This is a genomic window from Chitinimonas sp., from assembly GCF_036568685.1.
In the GTDB taxonomy this organism is placed as follows: domain Bacteria; phylum Pseudomonadota; class Gammaproteobacteria; order Burkholderiales; family Chitinimonadaceae; genus Chitinimonas.
Map to the genome: position 1 here is coordinate 65,857 of NZ_DATCSC010000047.1, position 18,909 is coordinate 84,765.

The following is an 18,909-nucleotide window of genomic DNA, read 5'->3' on the forward strand; positions in this document are numbered from 1 at the left end:
ATGCGACTGAACCTGGGCGAGCGCCACTGGCTGTGGCTGATCGTGGTCGCCGGCCTGGTGCTGCGGGTTGCTGCCGTATTGGCCTTCCCGCATGTGCCCGAGGGAGACGAGCAGGCCTATCTGAGCATGGCCAGCAATCTGGTGCACGGCCAGGGCATTGTCGACTTCATGGGCAACCGCGCCATGTACAACGTCGGCTACCCGCTATTCCTGCTGGCTCCAATATTTCAGGTCTTTGGCGAAAACCTGCTGCTGGTGCGGCTGCTACAGGTTGTACTTGGCGGCGTCAGCATCGTGCTTTGCCATGCCATTGCGCGCGAGGCCGGCGCCGGCCGGCTGGGGCGGCTTTTGGCGGCGGCGCTGTGGGCCAGCTACCTGCCGGCGGCGCTGTATGTGGTCTACCTGCAAAAGGAGAACCTGCTCACCCCGCTGCTGCTGGCAGGCCTGTGGCTGGCCCTGCTGCTGGCAAGGCGTCCCAGCTACAGGCTGGCAGCCGCCTGCGGCGCCGTATTTGGCCTGATCGCGCTCACCGGCAATGCCGGCCTGGCCCTGCTGGGTGCCGCCGGCCTGGCACTGCTGCTCACCCCCGCCGGCCTGAGCCAGACCCTGCGCCAGCTGGCGCTGGCACTGGCCACCCTGCTCTTGGTGGCCGGCCCCTGGATGTGGCGCAATGCCGAGGTGCTGGGCTCGCCGGTGCTCAATACCAATGGCGGCTTCAACCTCTACCTGGGTAACAACCCGGCCGCTACCGGCATGTATATGTCGATCGGCGATACCCCGCGCGGCGCAGACTGGGCCGCGCTACGCAAAACCGGCGAGGTGGCTGCCTCTGCCACGCTGCGGGCAGATGCGCTGAACTGGATAGCTAGCCATCCCACCGACTTTGCCACGCTGGCACTGCGCAAGGCGGCCCACTTCTGGACCCCACCCTGGCACCAGGGGCGTGACCAACCCAGTGGCGCAGAGGCGCTGGTACGCAAGGTCTGGCTGGTGCAGTACCTCGTGATCGTGCTGACCGCCCTGGCCAGCCTGCCCTGGCTGGGCTTGCGCCGGCCGCGAGCGGGGCAAGCCGGCCCGGCCGGGCGCAACCTCACCCTGCTATGGTTTGCCCTCTTGGCTTACACCGCGGTGCATATGGTGTTCTACGTGATCTACCGTTACCGCGAACCCATCATGCCGCTCGTATGCGTGCTGGCTGCCGTGGCGCTGGAGCAGTTCGTCCTGCGCCGGCGCGAGCGCCCGGTGATCCAGATAGCATCGGCCTAACTGCGAACATCGCGCAAAATTCATCCCCGCCGCGCGGCAAATGCTTACACTGCAGCACCGCTAACTCAGCGCGCCAATAAAAAGACAGGGGATCACACATGCGCCTTTGGGCCCGGACCATCCTATTGGGGAGCTGCCTCCTGGCCGCGGCCCTGCCCACCGCCGCACGCGGCAGTGCCGCCGGCAACCAGGCAGCCACCGCCGACTACTACCAGCGCCTCCTGGCCGGCCCGCAGCCGCAGTTGGCCGAGCTCAGCCTCTTGATGACCCTCATGCCCAAGGGCGGTGATCTGCACCATCACTACGTGGGTGCAGTCTATGCCGAGACCTATCTCGACTGGGCCGAACAGCAGGGCTATTGCCTTTACCGGACCGAGCTAACCATAGAGACCAAACCGGCCCAGACCGCAGCCGGCAAGGAATGCCTACCCATCGCCGCGGTGCGGATGGATAGCAACCTCTACCGCCAGGTCTTGATGCGCTGGTCCACCCAGGACTACGACAAGCCCGGCCACGACCAGCCGCCGCCCGATATGCAGTTCTTCAATAGCTTTGAGTACTTTGGCGCAGTGGGGAACCACTACCAGCCGGGCCTGCAGCAGCTCAAGGCGCGCGCCAAGGCAGAAAACCTGCAGTACATCGAGAGCATGCTTGCGAGCGCGCCCAAGATCGACAAATCCTACAAGGCTGCGGTCATAGACCGGCTCAACACCCTGCCACCGGCAGTGGATGATGCGACCTTGCAGACCGTGCTGGACGAGTACCACGACTACCTCGCCCATAGCGAGGCATTCCAAAAGAAGATCGACACCTACCTGGCCGAGCAGCATGCCAATGTGGCCGGCATTGACGATGCCGACTTCACCCTGCGGCTGCAAAGCTATACCAACCGCAGCAACCCACCGGCCACCGTGTTCTCCGGCCTCTACAGCGCCTTTGTGTCGGTACAGCGCGACCCGCTCTTCGTTGGCGTGAACCTGCTGGGCCCTGAGAACGGCCCGGTGGCCATGCGCGACTATGACCTGCATATGCGCATGCTGCGCTACCTGAAGCAAAAGTATCCGGCTACGCCGCTATCGCTGCACGCCGGCGAACTGGCCATGGGCATGGTGCCGCCCGAGGGGCTGCGCGACCATATCCGCAACGCGGTGGCGGTCGCTGGTGCCAAGCGCATCGGCCACGGCGTGGACATTGCCCATGAGCAAGCGCCCTACGCCATCCTGAAGCAGCTGCGCGAGAAGGACATCGCGGTGGAAGTGAACTTGAGCAGCAATGCCATCATTCTTGGCATTCTGGGCGAGGCCCACCCGGTGAACCTCTACCTGCGCCAGCATGTACCGGTGGTGATCGCCACTGATGATGCCGGCGTGGCACGTAGCAGCATCAGCAATGAATACCTGCTCTTTGCCAGCCGCTACAAGCCGGGCTACGCCCAACTCAAACGGGTGGTATACGATAGTATCCGCCTCTCTTTTTTGAGCCCTGCCGACAAAGCGGCGCAGCGCAAAGCACTCGATGCCCGCTTTGCAGCCTTTGAGGCGACAGTGGCGGGTATTGCAAAAAACAAGTGACAATAGCGGGCAATCCTAGCCTGATCGGAATTCTTCCATGCGTCTTTACACCATGCTGGCCCTGGCCAGCCTGATCATCCCGGGTCTGCCGGCCTGGGCCGCCGACGCCGACGTAGTGGTCAACGAAACCTGGACGGTGGATGGCCATACCCCGGCCGAGAAAGAAGCCGCCCGCAACAAGGCGCAAGCGCGTGTGATGCAGATCATGCGCGATGCCAAGTCGACCAATGCTGGTGCGGACTTCGATTGCGATGTGAATATCAGCAGCGCCGGTAGCAAGGAGAACTACCAGGTGGTCTGTACCAAGCGCCGACCGAGTGGCTTTACCAAGGCACCCAATTCCTGAGCGCGCCTGGCGCCGGTGCGTGTAGCAGGCGCAACAAGGTTTAGGTATTTCCGCGACTCACGCTAACGTAAGCCATTGATATCTTAACAGTCTTGTCTTGATCGGCAGTATGCTGCACTGCAATACCAACGACAATGTACGGGTACCCCATGCCCGCACAGAGAAACGAGGGAAACATGCAGCTGCGCTACGTTGTCGCCACCCTCCTCCTCTTGGCCTGTGCCAGCACCCAGGCCGCGGCCCCCTACAAGCTGGTCGGCTATAAATGCGACCGGGCGCAGGATGAGCTGGTGCTGAGCTACTACCTCTCACCAGACAAGCCCAAGGGTGATAGCGACAGCTTCTCGGAAGCCGCCTGGGACCCATGGACCCTGGTCACGGCCAAGGACGACACGCATATTGGCGACCTGCAGACCGTGGAGCGACAATGCCGGCTCAGCGACGGGCTCTACCAGGTGGTGGTCGGCCCCGAGCCCGGCAACTATGACAAGAAGGCCCGCTGTGGCGACTGGATGACCGCCTGGAGCAAGGTCAGCCAGGGTGCCAAGGTGATATCGGCCGCGCGCAGCTTTGAGAGTAGCTGCCAGGACCCCAAGGGCCAGGTGATGACACGGCTGGTGATCAAGGGCGGTGGCAAGAAGCCGGTGATCAAGACTGTACCGGTGGACAAGTTCTACGATTGAACCCTCGGTGGACTGCTGACCCGGCGAGTGGGCGGTTCCCCCAAGTTTGGCTGCAATATGGAAGGCCTACAATAGGGGCTACGTTCCACCCTGACGAATCTGCGTCACCATGCTTCGCCCGTCTCCTACCACCCTCCTTCGCCAACGCGCAGGCAGCCTGCAGCTCAGGGGCGTACGTTCTTGAATACGTCCGCCGCCCCCACCTCCCCGACCTGGGCCATTATCGGCATCATCTTCTTCAATTTCATCGCCTACCTGGCGGTCGGCCTGCCGCTGGCCGTGGTACCGGGTTATGTGCACAACGGGTTGGGCTATGGCACGGTGTTGGCCGGCGCGGCGATCAGCGTGCAGTACCTCGCCACCCTCTTGAGCCGGCCGCACGCCGGACGGCTGTGCGATGTGCATGGCCCCAAGCGCTCGGTCACCGTGGGCTTGGGCTTTTGTGCTGCCAGCGGCGCACTGGGCATCGTAGCGGCGCTCGGTAGCCAATGGCCGCCCTTGAGCCTGGCGCTGCTGGTGGCAAGCCGGCTGCTGTTGGGTGCTGGCGAGAGCCTGGTGACCACCGGCACCATTACCTGGGGCATAGGCCGGGTGGGGGCAGCGCACACCGGCAAGGTCATTTCCTGGAATGGCATCACCAGCTACGGCGCCATCGCCCTGGGCGCACCGCTGGGCGTGCTGCTCAATGCACAGTGGGGCTTTGTCTCGCTCGGGGTACTCACCCTGGGTATGAGCGTGATCTGCCTGCTACTGGTGCGGCGCAAGCCGGCCGTGATGCCGGAGCGCGGCAAGCGGCTGCCGTTTGGCCAAGTCATGAGCCGGGTCTGGCCCTTTGGCCTGTGCTTGGCCCTCGGTTCCATCGGCTTTGGTTCGATCACCGCCTTTGTGACGCTCTACTTCACCAGCCGGCATTGGGCCAACCCGGCATTGGCGCTTACCCTGCTTGGCGGCTGCTTTATCGTGGTACGGGTGGTGTTCGCCAACGCGATCGGCCGCTTTGGCGGCTACAGGGTGGCGCTGGCTTCCTTCGCCGTCGAGGCGTTGGGCCTGGGGCTGCTGTGGACTGCAGTATCCGCGGCACAGGCGTTGGCCGGCGCGGCAATCACCGGTTTGGGTTTCTCGCTGATTTTCCCAGCCCTGGGCATGGAGGCGGTCAAGCGTGTGCCGGTAGCCAACCGGGGCTCGGCCCTGGGGGCATACTCGCTCTGCCTGGATCTGGCCTTGGGCCTGACCGGCCCGCTGGCGGGTCTGGTCGCGCAGCATGCCGGCTATGCCCCAATCTACCTGATGGCGGCGCTGGCTGCCGCCTCGGCAGCGATCTTCAGCGCCCGGCTGGCCAGCCGGGCACAGCGGGACGAAACCAGCCAGGCCTAAGCCTCAGCGGGCAAACAGAACGGCGCGTGGCGGGACCGATGGGTTGCTGATCGGCCTGGGCAAGGGCCCGACCAGGGCGGCCTGCGGGCGTTGCGGGGTATTGCGGCGGCTGAGGTAGAAACCGCTGGGCATGGTGGCCTGCATGGGGGACTCGACTTCGTCTTGCTGCGTAACGGCTAAAGTCTTAGCAAGTCCCGGGCCTGCTTGGCCAGTTACCCGGGAAACCCGCAGCGGAGCGCTGAAACGCCCGCTATCGGCACCATGGGTGCCACATGGTGCACCACCATGCAGCATACCACCCCTTGTTGTGCACCATCTTCAGCCATCGCCCGAGCTCAGCCCCTCCAGTTTCCAACACCTCGGCGGTAAAAGCGGCATCGACCTCGATACAATTTCGCATTGCTTGTGCTATGTTATAACGTATCTATTTAACCATAAGTCCAAGCAGCCATGCCTACATCCCTTCCCGCCCTTACCGACAAACGCCTGCCGGTCACCGTGCTCTCCGGCTTTCTTGGTGCGGGCAAGACCACCTTGCTCAACCACATCTTGAATAACCGCGATGGCTTACGCGTGGCGGTGATCGTGAACGATATGTCCGAGGTCAATATCGATGCCCGCCTGGTACGCGAAGGCGGCGCGCAGCTGTCACGCGCCGAGGAACGGCTAGTGGAAATGAGCAATGGCTGCATCTGCTGTACCTTGCGCGAGGACCTCTTGATCGAGATCCGCCAATTGGCACAGGCCGGGCGCTTCGACTATCTATTGATCGAATCGACCGGCATCTCAGAACCCCTGCCGGTGGCCGAGACCTTTACCTTCCGCGACGAAGCCGGCCAGAGCCTGGCCGACATTGCCCGGCTGGATACCATGGTCACGGTGGTGGACGCCTACAACTTCCTGCGCGACTACGGCACCGAAGACCTGCTGGCCGACCGGGGCGAGACACTCGGAGAGGAAGATGAACACACCGTGGTCGATCTCTTGATTGAGCAGGTGGAATTCTGCGACGTGCTGGTACTGAACAAGACCGATCTGGTCAGCCCCGAGGAATTGACCAGGCTGAAGAAGATCCTGCGGACACTGAACCCACGTGCAGACATCGTTCACAGCCGCTTTGGTGCGGTTCCGTTGATGGCGGTACTGAACACGGGCCGCTTTGACTTTGAAGCAGCAGCGAATGCACCAGGCTGGTTGCAGACCCTGCGTGGTAATGCGGTCTCGGAAAGCGATACCTATGGCATCCGTAGTTTTGTCTACCGGGCGCGGCGACCTTTCCACCCCGAGCGCTGGTGGCAGATGATCCACCGTGAGTGGCCTGGGGTGATTCGCTCCAAGGGTTACTTCTGGCTGGCCACCCGACCCCAGTTCGTAGCGAGCTGGTCGCAGGCCGGGCCGGTTTCCCGGCATGGGCCTGCCGGCCATTGGTGGGCATCGGTCCCCCAGGCGCAATGGCCAACTGACCATGGCTCGCTCGACGCCATCCGCGCCGATTGGCATCCGGCGTTCGGGGACCGGCTGCAGGAGATTGTGCTGATCGGCATGAACATGGCCCAGACCGAGTTGACCGCCGCCTTTGATGCCTGTCTGGTCAACGACGCGGAACTGCAAGACCTGGCGGCCCATTTACAGCGGTGGCACGACCCCTTCCCTACCTGGCAAACCGCAGCTTGAACCGGCGCGATAGATCATCGGCCTTCTTCTTCAGCCGCAGGCGCCAAAAGCAAAACGCCCCGCTTAAGCGGGGCGTTGCTGGCAGGAGCAAAGTTCAAGCCTTCTTACGGGTATCCACCGCGTAGTGGCCGGCGCCGAAGGCAGCGACTTGCAACAGACCGCCAGTGATGGCCAGGTTCTTGAGGAAGTGGATCATCTGGTTCTGGTCGGCAAAGTTGTTATGGAAGCCGAAAGCGGTAGCCAAGGTGAAGAGGCCCAGGCCCAGCGCGACGATGCGGGTCTGATAACCCACCAGCAGCAGCACGCCACCACCGATTTCAACCAGCACGGCAACCAGGTAAGCCAGATCAGGGAAAGGCAGGCCGACCGAGGCGATATAGCCCTTGGTGGCGGCTGCGGCGGTGATCTTGGTAATGCCACTGAGCAGGAAGATGGCGGCGATCAGGATGCGGCCGACGATGGGGGCGAAACGGCTGGGACCATTCAGAACGAAAGCTTGCGACATGATGTGCTCCTTTGCGATGTTGAATTTGCTTCTGACGCCGTCAGGCAATGGCCTGTCTGTCACGTCCGGTATTGCTTGCTGCCTTGGAAACCAGTCTACGCAGATCCAATTGCCTTTATTAGTCACACAAATCAGATTTCATTGATCCATTTTTGACATCAATTGTGTAAAGGGCCTGCACTGGCGCGGTTTGCGCCTGGCGGGGGTAAAGCAAAACGTTATCGGCGGTCGCCGCTATGGCGGCGTAATCGGTGCATCAGCCAGCCATTGAGCGAGCGCATGCCTGCCCAGGAATGGCGACGGTGATAAAGATGATCTGTGTGAGCCAGCCAGTCGGGCTGGGCCTGCCTAGGCCTGGTGACGGCCCTCAGCACAAGGTTGCCGTACTCCATCGCAAGCCACTGGCGCCGCACTGGGCTGGGGTACGTCGGCGGGCTGGATGACAGCCGGTACGGTCGGGGCGCGGCTGGGCCTCAGGGTTAAGCCCAGCGCGAGACCGAGGGAGAAAAGCACGATCAGTGCGCCCAGCAGTTTCATGCTCCCTCCCTCAAGCTGGCTTGGGCCTACGTGGAATAAGCCCAAGCCGGTGGTGCTTATTGGTCGTTCTGGTAGTTGACCGGCAGCCAGTCGTAGCCGGCCCCTTCGGTACGCAGGTGGCCGATGCCCGGGAAGGACAGGTGGGCGCCTGCTGCCCAGTAGCCATCCTTGGCGGCAGCATCGAAGGCCTTCTTACGCTGGACCACGGCATTCTTGGGATCGCTATCGAACTGGATGGCGACCTTGGGCTGGGCCATCTGCACCGAGGCGACGTGGATCAGATCGCCCCACAACACCAGCTTCTCACCCTTGCTTTCGACCACATAGGTGCTGTGGCCGGGGGTGTGGGCGCGGGTTACCAGGGAGTGAATGCCGGGAGCCAGCTCCACATCACCCTTGAAGGGCTGGAACTTGCCGGCGTCCTGGTAGGGTTTGAGCGAAGCCATGGCGCCCTGGAAGAAGCCCTTGGCATCGTCCGGAGCCTTGTCGAGATTGGCCTGGCTCAGCCAGAAGTCAGCATCGGCCTGCTCGGCGCGCACCACGGCATTGGGGAAGACGCGCTGGCCGTTGGCGCTGAGGCCACCCACATGATCCGGGTGGAGGTGGGTGATGTAGATCTCGTCGACCTGTTCAGGGCTGTAGCCCGAGGCTTTGAGACTGCTCACCAGCTTGCCCAGGGTGGGCCCAAACAGGCTGCCGGCACCGCTGTCGATCAGGACCAGCTTGCTGCCGGTATTGATCAGGTAGCCGTTGACCGAGGTCATCAGCGGGGTTTTGAGATAGTAGTAGGCCAGCGCCTTCTGGATTTTGCTCTGCGTGGTGTTGATCAGCAGCTTGTCCACCGGCAGTTGCACGGTGCCGTCGGACAAGGCGGTGACTTCAAAGTCGCCCAGCGGCATGCGGTAGTAGCCAGGGGCCTGGGTCTTGGCTTGCGGAGCTGCAGCCTGGGCGCTTGCCATGGCAAGGCCGAGGGCGACGGTTGCGAGGGTACGGGTCAGTGGTCGTGCAAAAGCCATTACGCTCTCCTGATCTGGTTTGGTCTGTTTGGATGGTGCGCTGCTGCCTGGCAGCAGATGCGGGCGGACGGCGGCAAAACCAAGCCCCAAGCCACACACGGCATGCCCATCAGTGTAGTTGTCCAAAACGCTGTCGGTAGTCCCGGCGGAGCTTAGAAGTTGTGCCGCAGGCCGGCCGCCAGCAAGTTGGCACGCGAACCGGGCGAAGCACCGGGGCGGTTGATGGCGAAGTCGTAACTCGCCCTGTCCTCGTTGCGCAGCCGGCTGGCGTAGGCCTGCAAGAACGTCCGCTTGGAAAGACCATACTCCGCACCAACCGTCAGCTGCGCCGCGCCGGTCCGGTCGCCACTGCGCAGGCCACCCACCGCCTGGCTGGCGGGACCGCTGCCGTCTGCTGCATGGCCGTAGCCCAGTCGCAGCGAGAGCTTACCCAGCTGCTGGGTGGCCGAGAGATACCAGGCATTGCGTGCCAGCACGCCGCTGCCGGTCTCGTAGCGCAAACGCTCCCAGATGGCTGCGAGGCGGGTACTCCCCCACTGGTAGGCGAGGCCCAGCTTGCTGCCGGTGTCACGCCCACCGGCAGACTGGTAATCCTCGTGGATCTCGTGCGCCAAGGTGGCGATGAGGCCATCGGCCTCGTAGCTCACGGCGGCCGACCAGAGCTGAGGCTTATAGCCGGGCTTGCTGCCCTTCTCTTCCGGCGTACCCCAGGCCAGCTTGCCGGACCAGCCTTGCCAGTTGGGCGTCCAGTACTGCACCACATTCTGCTGGCGGCGGTCGAAAGACACGATATTGCTGGTGTTGTTGACCGTGGGTGCGGCACCGTTGCCCAGCAGGGCCATATAGCCGGCGGTGGTCGGATAGAAGGGGTCGAAACCCTGCGTGGCGAGGTTGTAGGGCAAGGTCCAGTTACCGGCGAACACCGTGCCGTAGCGACCAGCGAGGCCCAAGCGACTATCGCGGGTAGCAAAACCCGAAGCGCTGGCATCGTCCGGCGCCACCGAGTTCTCGATCTGCCAGATCAGCTTGAGTCCCTCACCCAAGCCCTCCTCTCCGCGGAAACCCACCACCGAACGGTTGTTGCTCAGGCGAACTTGCGTGAGGCTGCCCTGACTGCTTTCAACCTTGACCGCTTCCTCAGCCAGGTTGAGCCGGCCGTAGATGACCACGCCATCGTCCGCCCGGCCGGCGAGCGGCAGGAGGGCCAGGAGGACAAACGCGGGGGGCCCTATGTATTGCTTGCGCATGCTCAGGCCTCGACGGATGGGTTGATGACCTGCAAGAGCAGCAGGGCGATGGGTAGCAACAGTGCCCAGAAGGCACCGTAGACATAACCAAAGGCACCACCGATGGCGCCCAGGCCGAAGGCCAGGATGGGCCAGAAGAACTTGCCGGCGCGGGCACGGGTGGCGGCGTCGGCCGTACCGCGCAGGATGTCCACCAGATCGATCACCAACTGGGTGACGTTGCCGGTCATGACCGTGGTGGGCGCCAGTTGGCTCAGTACCAACCGGCTGCCGGCGTTCTGCACGCCCATGCCGGTGGCACCCAGCACGCCGGCCAGCAGGGCCAGCGGCGCGGCCGTATCGGTCACCGGTAGGGCCAAGAGACCCACCACCATGAAACCGGTCAGGAACACGGCCTGCAGCAGCAGTACCGGCCGCAGCAGGGGTTTGCCGCGCTGGCTGAGCGAAAGCGTCAGGAGCCGGGTCATGGCCACCGCCAGCACAAAGGCAGGGAAGGCCAGCAGTTTCATCAGCACGCCATGGCCAGGCTGGGCCAGCTCGGCACCGATCAGCACGAAGTTGCCGGTGACATGGGCGGTAAAGAGGCCGAACAGTGCCACAAAGCCCACGGTATCGACATAGCCGGCGGTGAACCCCAACACGCAGCCCAGCGTGGTATTACGATCCCAGGCCATGCTCAGACTTTCGCCGCCAGACGGGCGTCCAGCGAGTAGCGGCCGGGGCCGGTCAGCGCCAGAGTGCCAAAGATGATCACCAAGAGCCAGGCAAACTGGCCATCGGCTACCGTCCAATCAGGGTGTACCAGCAGGATGGAGACGATGAGCAGCACCAGTACCGGCAGGGTGGCCAGCCGGGTCAGAAGGCCCAAGGCGATGCCGATGGGGCAGACCACCTCGGCGAACAGTGCGAGGCCCAGGGTCAGCCCGCGGCCCAGGCCCAGCGGGTCGTCGATATGCTGCAGCTCGTTATCGAAGTGCTGCAGCTTGGGCAAGCCGTGCACATAGAACAGCAGCAGTGCTGCAGTGAGCCGCAGGTACAGCAGCCCCCAGTCCGGTGCAGGTACAAGGTGGGCATAGAGTTTCTTCACGAGGTGGTACCTTTCATCATCCCTAGGGTTATCGTCTAGTCAGGCGGTGGGTCAGGAGGAAAGCTGGCCGGCCAGCACGAAGCCGGCGGTCATCGCCACCACCAGCAGGGCACCCACCGGTGAAGGTGGCGCGGGGGACGGGATGTCCAGCCAGCGGCACAGCGCCCCTACCACCGTGCCAAGGACTGCACCGATCAAGAGCGAGATCATGGCTGTACCCCTTTACCGAGGTCATGGCCGCCACAGTTGCGCTTTTGCTCGGCCGGGCGCTTGGCCAGGTAGCGGTCCACCAGCCAGTAGCCCAGGCTCATCATGAAGACCAGCAAGGCCCCGCTCAGCACGGGTGGCGAGGGGACAGGGATATGCGCGAGCTGGCAGCCCACGCCGACAATAAAGGACAGCAGCAGGCCGCCCAACACTTTGATATTGAACATAGTCCAGGTCCTTAGAAGGCAAAGCAGGAGCAACCCAAGGCACCCCAGAAGCCGCTGAAGTCCGACACCGGCACGTCGGAGCGGCGGGCCAGATCATGGGCGTGGGCGTGCACGCCACAGGGGCCGCTGCACTGGTGCGGAATGGCGGCATGGGCCTGCTGCTGGCGGGCGGTAGCAGACTTGCGGTAATGGCCCGGCACCTTGGCCACGGGTGACCAATCCGGCAGTACCGGCAGCGGTGGTGGTGCCAGCTTGCTGAAGTCATCCGTTGCGTAGACGATCTTGCCGCCCACGACGGTCAGTACCGATTCGATGGACTTGATCGCTTCTTCGTCCACGCTGAAGTAGTTGGCCGAGAGTGCGACCACGTCGGCCAGTTGGCCAACCTTGATCTGGCCCTTCTTGCCCTGCTCACTGGAGAACCAGGCACTGCCTTGGGTCCACAGCTCCAGTGCGGTCTCACGCGAGAGCTTGCTGCCGGCGTCGTAGAGCCGCAGGCCGCCGACAGTGCGGCCGGAAGTCAGCCAGTACAACGCGGTCCAGGGGTTGTAGCTGGCCACGCGCGTGGCGTCGGTGCCGCCACCAACCGGCACGCCGGCTTCCAGCATGCGTTTGATCGGCGGGGTGTGCTTGGCCGCATCCATGCCGTAGCGCTCGACGAAATACTCACCCTGAAAGGCCATGCGGTGCTGGATGGCGATACCGCCGCCCAGTGCCTTGACCCGGTCGATATTGCGCGGGGTGATGGTCTCTGCATGGTCGAACAGCCAGTGCAGGCCGGCGAAGGGAATGTCACGGTTCACCTTCTCGAACACGTCCAGCATGCGGCTGATCGATTCGTCGTAGGTGGCATGCAGGCGGAAGGGCCAGCGGTTGCTGACCAGGTGGCGCACCACCCGCTCCAGCTCGGCCTCCATGTCGGGCGCCAGGTCGGGTCGCGGCTCGAGGAAGTCCTCGAAGTCGGCCGCCGAGAACACCAGCATCTCGCCGGCACCGTTATGGCGGAAGTAGTCGTCACCCTGCCCTGGCTTAACCACCTGGGTCCAGCTCTGGAAGTCTTCCAGCTCCTGGCCCTTGCGCTGGGTAAAGAGGTTGTAGGCAATGCGTATGGTCAGCTGCTGCTCATTGGCCAGCTGCTGGATGATCTGGTAGTCCTCGGGATAGTTCTGGAAGCCGCCACCGGCGTCGATGGCGCTGGTCACGCCCAGCCGGTTCAGCTCACGCATGAACTGGCGGGTGGAATTGATCTGTTGTTCCAGCGGCAGCTTGGGCCCCTTGGCCAAGGTAGCGTACAGGATCATGGCGTTGGGCCGGGCGATCAGCATGCCGGTAGGGTTACCGGCGCTGTCGCGCTGGATCTCGCCGCCTGGCGGGTTGGGCGTGTCCTTGGTGTAACCCACGGCGCGCAAGGCGGCGCGGTTGAGCAGTGCGCGGTCGTACAGGTGCAGGATGAATACCGGCGTATCGGGCGCCGCGGCATTGATCTCGTCGAGGGTGGGCATGCGTTTCTCGGCGAACTGGAATTCGGTCCAGCCGCCGACCACACGTACCCACTGCGGATTCGGCGTGCGGTCTGCCTGCTCCTTGAGCATACGTAGTGCGTCCGAGAGCGAAGGCACGCCTTCCCAGCGCAGTTCCAGGTTGTAGTTGAGCCCACCGCGGATCAAATGCAGGTGCGAATCGTTGAGGCCGGGGATCACCGTGCGGCCTTTAAGATCGACCACCTGGGTCGCATCGTTACGATGGCTCATGACCTCGGCGAACTCGCCCACGGCCAGGAACTTGCCGTCCTTGATGGCGACAGCGCTCGCCTGAGGCTGGTTGCGGTCCACGGTGTGAAAGCGGCCGTTATAGAGGATCAGGTCTGCGGACATGGCTTTGCCTTTGCGTTGGGCGGTGCGGCTACGCGCGGCGGCGAACACCGGTTCGGCGGCTGCGCCAACCAGCGCACCGCCAAGGGAATGGAGAAAGGTACGTCGCTTCATGGTGGCTTCCCCGCAAGCACGCCGCGGGCACAGGCCCGCGACGGATAGAGCAATGGCAGGGGCTGGGCGCCTCCCGGCTGCGCCAACCCCTGTCCATCCGTTCCATGGGCCGATGCACGGCCCTGGGTGATCAGCGGGCCGGAACGGCCGGGATGATCTCGTGCGGCTTGCCGGTGCGCTGCGGAGCCTTGTGGACCATGGTGTAAGCGTAGTCCACACCCATGCCGTAGGCACCGGAATGCTCCTTCACCAGCTTCATCACGGCGTCGTAGCTGTCCTTGCGGGCCCAGTCGCGCTGCCATTCCAGCAGCACCTGCTGCCAGGTCATCGGTACCACGCCGGCCTGGATCATGCGCTGCATGGAATAGTCATGTGCCTCCTTGGAGGTACCGCCCGAGGCGTCGGCTACCATGTAGATCTCGTAGCCGCCTTCGAGCATGGCGCTGAGGGCGAAGGTGTTGTTGCAGACCTCGGTCCAGAGGCCGGCCACGATCACCTTCTTACGACCAGCGGCGGCCAGCGAGTCGCGGACCTTCTGGTCGTCCCAGGAATTCATCGAGGTCCGCTCCAGCAAGGGGGCGTCGGGGAAGACATCGAGCAATTCCGGATAGGTGTAACCAGAGAAGCTGGTGCTCTCGACCGTGGTGATGGTGGTCGGGATGTTGAAGATCTTGGCGGCCTTGGCAAGGCCCACGACGTTGTTCTTGAGCGCTTGGCGATCCATGGACTGAACACCGAAAGCCATCTGCGGCTGATGGTCGATGATGATCAGCTGGCTGTTTTGCGGGGTCAGGACTTCAAGCTTGGGGTTCGACATGATGCTCTCCAGATAGGGGAAAGAGGGGCTGGCGGGCCAGCACTACGGCATAGGCGGAAGCAGGGCCGCCTTTGAACCGAACGATAAAGGGAAGCGGCCCGGTGCAAATCCTCAGAAGGTTGGTAATGACACCTACCCGAAAGAGGGGGGTGTGTCGGCAAACTGTCTGAGTGAAGCGGTCGGAGCGACCAGTCCTCGCCGGCCTAGCCAGTCAGGCGGGCGGGATGGCATCGACCACCGGCATCGGCGCTGGCCAAGCCAGCATAGTCAGCCGTTCGAGCAGCACACGGATTCCACGACAGGCGGGGTCTGGCACCACCAAACCGATCCGCCAAAGCCTGGTTGGCCCCTGCCATGGCGCAAGTTCAGGGACGGGCCTCGCATCCCCGCCGATCAGGATGGAGGACAGGGGCTGACGTACCCCAGAGTGGCAGCAAGCATTGCGCTGGCAGCAGCATGGATGAGCAAGTGCAGGCAAATGATGGCGCGGCGCATCCCCCATTGGAGGGAGCCGCCATTGCGCCCAAGCGGGGTAGGTCAAGCCGCGCTACCCAGCTATCGTTCCACCCGCAGAACACAGCGTTCCAGGGGGCGTGGCGCAAATAGGGGAATTCCGTGGTTTTTTCGGCTTGATGGCGGGCTGAGCGCACCCATCTGCAACCTACGGCAACAGCGATGTTCTATGCTCGGGCTCGGCTAGCCGGAGCAGGCCTCGCCGGTGCCAGGCAATACCCAAGCGGTTCACCATACCAACAAACAGGGATATGAAGCATGAATACTCGCTGGCTCGCTAGCGCCTTGGCTGTCCTGATCGCCCCTCTCACCTTCGCCGACGAACTGTTCCTGCATGGCCTGACCTACCACGGCCGCCGCCACTACGAAGAATTCCGCGACAACCAGTGGACCACGCGCCACTACAACGAGGTCAACCCCGGTGTGGGTTATGCCTTCGACAATGGCCTTATCCTGGGGACCTACCGCAACAGCTATTACAAACAATCGGTCTACGGTGTGTACCGCTATATGTTCAACGATAATTTTGGCGTGTTTGCCGGCTACGCCAGCAACTACCAGAACCATGGTGGCAACGCGCTAAGGGGCGGCTTGCTGGTGCGCAGCAACGACCTGGGCAATGGCTGGCGGGTAGGCCTTTTGGGCCAGCCCATCCAGACCAGCAACATCGAGGCCATCGTCAGCGCCTACGTCAGCAAGGATATGTAGCCAGAGGCGCGCCGCCGAGCCAGCTCTGCGGACTCCTACATGCCGCCGGTCGGCCATAGCCGCGGCTGCCTGTCTGGTGTAGAACCAGTGACACAGCCAGCCGGGGTAGCGCAAGCTAGCACGCGCGATTCATGATATTGGCATAGACCAACAAGGCCGACATAGGCAGTACAAAGGAGAAAGCAGTGATTGCAACAGGCGCGACCGGAAAACCCATCACCATCCTGGCCGTGGACGACCACCCGCTGCTGCGCGAAGGCATAGCCGGAGTGATCGAGGGCCAGCCGGATATGCAGCTAGTGGCCGAGGCCACCAATGGCCTGGAAGCGGTGGCCCGCTATCGCGAGCACCAGCCAGACGTCACCTTGATGGATATCCAGATGCCGCAGATGAACGGCATCGACGCCATGATCGCGATCCGCGAGGAATTCCCCAACGCCCGCATCGTGGTACTCACCACCTACCAGGGCGATGTGCAGGCACTGCGTGCCATCAAGGCCGGTGCAGCCGGCTACCTGCTCAAGAGCATGCTGCGCAAGGAGCTGCTTGAGACCATACGCGTCGTGCACGCCGGACGGCGGCGCATCCCACCCGAGATTGCGGTGGAACTGGCCGAGCATGTGGCTGACGACGCGCTGAGCGAGCGGGAGATCGAGGTACTGCGGCTCGCGGCCACCGGCAGCTCCAACAAGCGCATCGGCGCTCAGCTCAATATCTCGGAAGAGACGGTCAAGGCGCATATGAAGAGCATCTTGGCCAAGCTGGTGGCCAATGACCGTACCCACGCCGTCACCATCGCGCTCAAGCGCGGCATCATCGAGGTCTGACTTCCCCTTGGCGGCAAAAAAAGTGCCGGATGGCGGCGGACCGTAGCGCGCCATCCGGCGACAGTGCAGACAGTCGGAGAAGACCCCCGACGGCATAGGTTTGGGCCCCGCGCAGTGTCCAGTTGCGCTGCGCCATCGGGTTGCCCGCAGCGCCGGTGGATCGCACCACGCCGGCGGGCAGGACAAGCCTCTCATCGCCGCAAACGCGCAGCATCCCTCGTCCGGAGCAATCGGATTCACTCTTTCGGGTTAGTTGGGAACGATAGCAAGGCGGCGCGGTTCACGCCGAAGCAAGGTCGCACTGCGGCGGCCGGCTGAGGCTGTCTGACGGCAGCCTCAATGTTCTATGTTCATGATGTCGTCAGGGGTCTCGCCATGCGCATTGCGCGCCTCGGCATTGGCACCGGCCTGCAGCAGTAGCCGGTAGCTGATCTTGGAGCCGACCCGGGCTGCCAGGTGCAGGGCAGTGTCACCATCGGCATTGGTCGCGTCGAGATTGCTGCAGACGCGCAGCAGCACCGGCAACAATGCATATTCACCGTCCAGCACCGCCCGGTGCAAGCGGCTCACGTTGCCGTCCGGGTCGCCTGCTATGCCATCAAGCCTAGCCCGGCGATGCGGTAGACGGATGTCTGCGGTGTCGTCTTCGAAGTCGAGATGCATGTTGCACCACCCTTGCACTGCAAAAATTATAGGGGGCATGATGCCCGTACAATATGACATGTAGATTGTATGGCGCAGATCCAGTTCCCGGCTTTGGCCCGCTATAGCAAAGCATAGCCAACGTCGAGAATTTGCAAGTGCCGTTTATCGCGGCGCTTGTGCACAGGCTGCAGCACGAATTGGCCTGGAAAGGGCTATTGGGCTGCGCTGAGCATGGCCCTACAATCCGGCCAACGGACGTGACCGGCCGCCAAACGGCAGCCAGGCCCCGTCGAATTCCGGCACCCGAGCCCACAGGCGCTACATGAACAAGCTGTTTTTTACTATTTCTCTGACCCTGACCCTGGCAGCATGCGCCGGCATGGGGCACCCCAGCCCCGCGCCCGCATCGGCCAAGAAACCGGTAGCCACAAAGGCCGAGGCCAAACCCGCCACTGCGACGCCAGCGCCAGTCCAACCGGCACCCGCCGCGGCCTCCCCCGCCCAGGCCGCGCCAGCCGCCAAGGCCGAGGCGCCCGCAGCACCGACCACCCGCTATAGCTGCTTCAAGATCAGCCTGCAGCAGGCCCGCGCCCTCTATGCCCAGGGCCACACCTACCTCGACCGCGATGGCGATGGCCGGCCTTGCGAATGGCCGGACAAGGCCAAGGAACTCGAGGACGAATCGGCCAGCAAGCCCGCCAGCAAGTGCACCACGAGCAAGGCCTACACCAAGGCCGATGGCACCAAGGTGCCTGCCCGTACCCAATGTAATTGAAGCTGTTTTGCGGAAAACGGCGCACTGCGGTGGCCGCATTCGCTGCCTGGGCGCGTGACTGACCTACACTGGCAATAGCGCCCGCTCATCGGCGGGCGGGGAGCGCAGCATGCTGTCTGCCCTGGTTTCCATTGTTCTAGGTGTCTACTGCCTGGTCTCGGTCTACGGTAGCCAGCTCGGTCCGCACCGGAGCTTCGCAGAACAACCGTGGCTCTGGGCCGTACTTGGCCTGGCCGTGGGGCTGATCGACCTATTCCTGCTCAATACCGGCAAGACCCAGCTGCGTGCCCGGCCCTTTATCTGGTTGGGCATACTGCTGTGCGGCGCCGCAGTGGGCTATATGTGGCACGTGAGCCGGTCCATGCCCGCTTCCGGCTAGCCTGCCCTATCAAATTTGCCGCACCGCAACAAAATCAGTGTATAAAAAAGGCCGCTACGGTAAGTAGCGGCCTTTTTTGCAGCGCGGACGGCTTAGTCCTGGTAGGCGGTGTAGCCCGACTGGAACGGCGAACCACGGTGGGCGGCGTCCAGCTTGCGCATACGGAACTCAAGGTCGTAAAGGTCGGTAGCCTCGGCCAGATAAGCCTCGCGGCGGCGCTGGTCGTAACTGTCGAAATCGCTCAACAGGCTGTGTACCCAGTTGATCAGTTTAAGCATGTCGTTCTCCGGAGCTGTTGGTGTCAGAAGGCTTATCGGACTTGGGTTCCAGCTTGCCCAGCCAACGACGGGCGGCACGGCTCAACGGACCAAAGACCGGCTCCTGCGGACGGGCGGCAGCAGCCTGCTCCAGCGCAACTTCGTATTCGGTCTTGACGGCTTCGTGTTGTGCCACGGCGTCCCCGGTGTAGTGCACGCGGATCAGCCCAGTAGCCAGGGCGGCAGAGATCATGTCCATGTTG

General features: G+C 63.2%; 23 protein-coding genes. 10 read left to right on the forward strand and 13 right to left on the reverse strand.

The window, feature by feature from the left end; all coding sequences use genetic code 11:
* The 5 genes from VIM95_RS07725 to VIM95_RS07745 all read left to right on the forward strand — a co-directional run bounded on the left by VIM95_RS07725 (position 1) and on the right by VIM95_RS07745 (position 5,240).
* A complete protein-coding gene (locus VIM95_RS07725) occupies positions 1-1,266 on the forward strand; it encodes a glycosyltransferase family 39 protein (RefSeq protein ID WP_331984456.1) in 1,266 nt (421 codons plus the stop codon).
* A 98-nt stretch (positions 1,267-1,364) separates the two neighbouring features.
* Positions 1,365-2,837 carry a hypothetical protein gene (locus VIM95_RS07730; RefSeq protein WP_331984457.1) on the forward strand — a complete coding sequence of 491 codons (1,473 nt, stop codon included), beginning with the start codon at positions 1,365-1,367 and terminating at the stop codon, positions 2,835-2,837.
* Between the two features lie 37 nt (positions 2,838-2,874).
* Positions 2,875-3,183: a hypothetical protein gene (locus VIM95_RS07735; protein WP_331984458.1), complete on the forward strand. Its 309-nt coding sequence runs from the start codon at positions 2,875-2,877 to the stop codon at positions 3,181-3,183.
* Positions 3,184-3,359: 176 nt separating this feature from the next.
* Positions 3,360-3,866, forward strand: a complete 507-nt coding sequence (locus VIM95_RS07740) for a hypothetical protein (protein WP_331984459.1) — start codon at positions 3,360-3,362, stop codon at positions 3,864-3,866.
* Positions 3,867-4,046: 180 nt separating this feature from the next.
* Positions 4,047-5,240, forward strand: coding sequence for an MFS transporter (locus tag VIM95_RS07745; RefSeq protein WP_331984460.1), 1,194 nt, complete (start codon positions 4,047-4,049; stop codon positions 5,238-5,240).
* 3 nt (positions 5,241-5,243) lie between these two features.
* Here the strand turns inward: VIM95_RS07745 and VIM95_RS07750 are convergent, their stop codons facing one another.
* The gene (locus VIM95_RS07750) at positions 5,244-5,384 is read right to left on the reverse strand and encodes a hypothetical protein (RefSeq protein ID WP_331984461.1); all 141 of its coding nucleotides are present in this window, start codon (positions 5,382-5,384) and stop codon (positions 5,244-5,246) included.
* A 306-nt stretch (positions 5,385-5,690) separates the two neighbouring features.
* On the opposite strand from VIM95_RS07750, the gene zigA reads away from it, so the two are divergent.
* Positions 5,691-6,914, forward strand: a complete 1,224-nt coding sequence (gene zigA / locus VIM95_RS07755; protein ID WP_331984462.1) for a zinc metallochaperone GTPase ZigA — start codon at positions 5,691-5,693, stop codon at positions 6,912-6,914.
* A 94-nt stretch (positions 6,915-7,008) separates the two neighbouring features.
* On the opposite strand, the gene VIM95_RS07760 is transcribed toward zigA, so the two are convergent.
* The 9 genes from VIM95_RS07760 to VIM95_RS07800 all read right to left on the reverse strand — a co-directional run bounded on the left by VIM95_RS07760 (position 7,009) and on the right by VIM95_RS07800 (position 14,542).
* A complete protein-coding gene (locus VIM95_RS07760; protein ID WP_331984463.1) occupies positions 7,009-7,419 on the reverse strand; it encodes a DoxX family protein in 411 nt (136 codons plus the stop codon).
* Between the two features lie 593 nt (positions 7,420-8,012).
* Entirely contained in the window at positions 8,013-8,972 is a 960-nt protein-coding gene (locus tag VIM95_RS07765; RefSeq protein WP_331984464.1) for an MBL fold metallo-hydrolase, read from the reverse strand.
* A gap of 152 nt (positions 8,973-9,124) precedes the next feature.
* Positions 9,125-10,219 (reverse strand): porin, encoded by a 1,095-nt coding sequence (locus VIM95_RS07770; RefSeq protein ID WP_331984465.1) that lies wholly within the window; start codon positions 10,217-10,219, stop codon positions 9,125-9,127.
* Between the two features lie 2 nt (positions 10,220-10,221).
* Positions 10,222-10,893, reverse strand: coding sequence for a YoaK family protein (locus tag VIM95_RS07775; protein WP_331984466.1), 672 nt, complete (start codon positions 10,891-10,893; stop codon positions 10,222-10,224).
* Positions 10,894-10,895: 2 nt separating this feature from the next.
* Positions 10,896-11,306, reverse strand: coding sequence for a DoxX family protein (locus VIM95_RS07780; RefSeq protein WP_331984467.1), 411 nt, complete (start codon positions 11,304-11,306; stop codon positions 10,896-10,898).
* Positions 11,307-11,357: 51 nt separating this feature from the next.
* Positions 11,358-11,516, reverse strand: coding sequence for a DUF1427 family protein (locus VIM95_RS07785; RefSeq protein ID WP_331984468.1), 159 nt, complete (start codon positions 11,514-11,516; stop codon positions 11,358-11,360).
* Positions 11,513-11,740 carry a DUF1427 family protein gene (locus tag VIM95_RS07790; protein ID WP_331984469.1) on the reverse strand — a complete coding sequence of 76 codons (228 nt, stop codon included), beginning with the start codon at positions 11,738-11,740 and terminating at the stop codon, positions 11,513-11,515. The genes VIM95_RS07785 and VIM95_RS07790 overlap by 4 nt, the downstream gene beginning before the upstream one ends.
* An 11-nt stretch (positions 11,741-11,751) precedes the next feature.
* Positions 11,752-13,725 carry an amidohydrolase gene (locus VIM95_RS07795; RefSeq protein ID WP_331984470.1) on the reverse strand — a complete coding sequence of 658 codons (1,974 nt, stop codon included), beginning with the start codon at positions 13,723-13,725 and terminating at the stop codon, positions 11,752-11,754.
* Between the two features lie 130 nt (positions 13,726-13,855).
* On the reverse strand, positions 13,856-14,542 hold the full coding sequence (locus VIM95_RS07800) for a hydrolase (RefSeq protein WP_331984471.1): 687 nt from the start codon (positions 14,540-14,542) through the stop codon (positions 13,856-13,858).
* Between the two features lie 771 nt (positions 14,543-15,313).
* Between VIM95_RS07800 and VIM95_RS07805 the strand changes: the two genes are divergently transcribed.
* Together VIM95_RS07805 and VIM95_RS07810 are read left to right on the forward strand one after the other, a co-directional pair.
* Positions 15,314-15,763: a hypothetical protein gene (locus VIM95_RS07805; protein ID WP_331984472.1), complete on the forward strand. Its 450-nt coding sequence runs from the start codon at positions 15,314-15,316 to the stop codon at positions 15,761-15,763.
* A 185-nt stretch (positions 15,764-15,948) separates the two neighbouring features.
* Entirely contained in the window at positions 15,949-16,590 is a 642-nt protein-coding gene (locus VIM95_RS07810; RefSeq protein WP_331984473.1) for a response regulator transcription factor, read from the forward strand.
* Between the two features lie 336 nt (positions 16,591-16,926).
* On the opposite strand, the gene VIM95_RS07815 is transcribed toward VIM95_RS07810, so the two are convergent.
* Entirely contained in the window at positions 16,927-17,253 is a 327-nt protein-coding gene (locus VIM95_RS07815) for an ankyrin repeat domain-containing protein (RefSeq protein WP_331984474.1), read from the reverse strand.
* 304 nt (positions 17,254-17,557) lie between these two features.
* Here VIM95_RS07815 and VIM95_RS07820 point away from each other — a divergent pair, with 304 nt between their 5' ends.
* Both VIM95_RS07820 and VIM95_RS07825 read left to right on the forward strand, forming a co-directional pair.
* The gene (locus tag VIM95_RS07820) at positions 17,558-18,010 is read left to right on the forward strand and encodes an excalibur calcium-binding domain-containing protein (protein WP_331984475.1); all 453 of its coding nucleotides are present in this window, start codon (positions 17,558-17,560) and stop codon (positions 18,008-18,010) included.
* 109 nt (positions 18,011-18,119) lie between these two features.
* Positions 18,120-18,389, forward strand: a complete 270-nt coding sequence (locus VIM95_RS07825; protein WP_331984476.1) for a hypothetical protein — start codon at positions 18,120-18,122, stop codon at positions 18,387-18,389.
* Positions 18,390-18,481: 92 nt separating this feature from the next.
* Here the strand turns inward: VIM95_RS07825 and VIM95_RS07830 are convergent, their stop codons facing one another.
* Positions 18,482-18,667 carry a DUF3563 family protein gene (locus VIM95_RS07830; protein WP_331984477.1) on the reverse strand — a complete coding sequence of 62 codons (186 nt, stop codon included), beginning with the start codon at positions 18,665-18,667 and terminating at the stop codon, positions 18,482-18,484.
* The gene (locus VIM95_RS07835) at positions 18,660-18,905 is read right to left on the reverse strand and encodes a hypothetical protein (RefSeq protein WP_331984478.1); all 246 of its coding nucleotides are present in this window, start codon (positions 18,903-18,905) and stop codon (positions 18,660-18,662) included. The genes VIM95_RS07830 and VIM95_RS07835 overlap by 8 nt, the downstream gene beginning before the upstream one ends.
* Positions 18,906-18,909 lie beyond the last annotated feature (4 nt).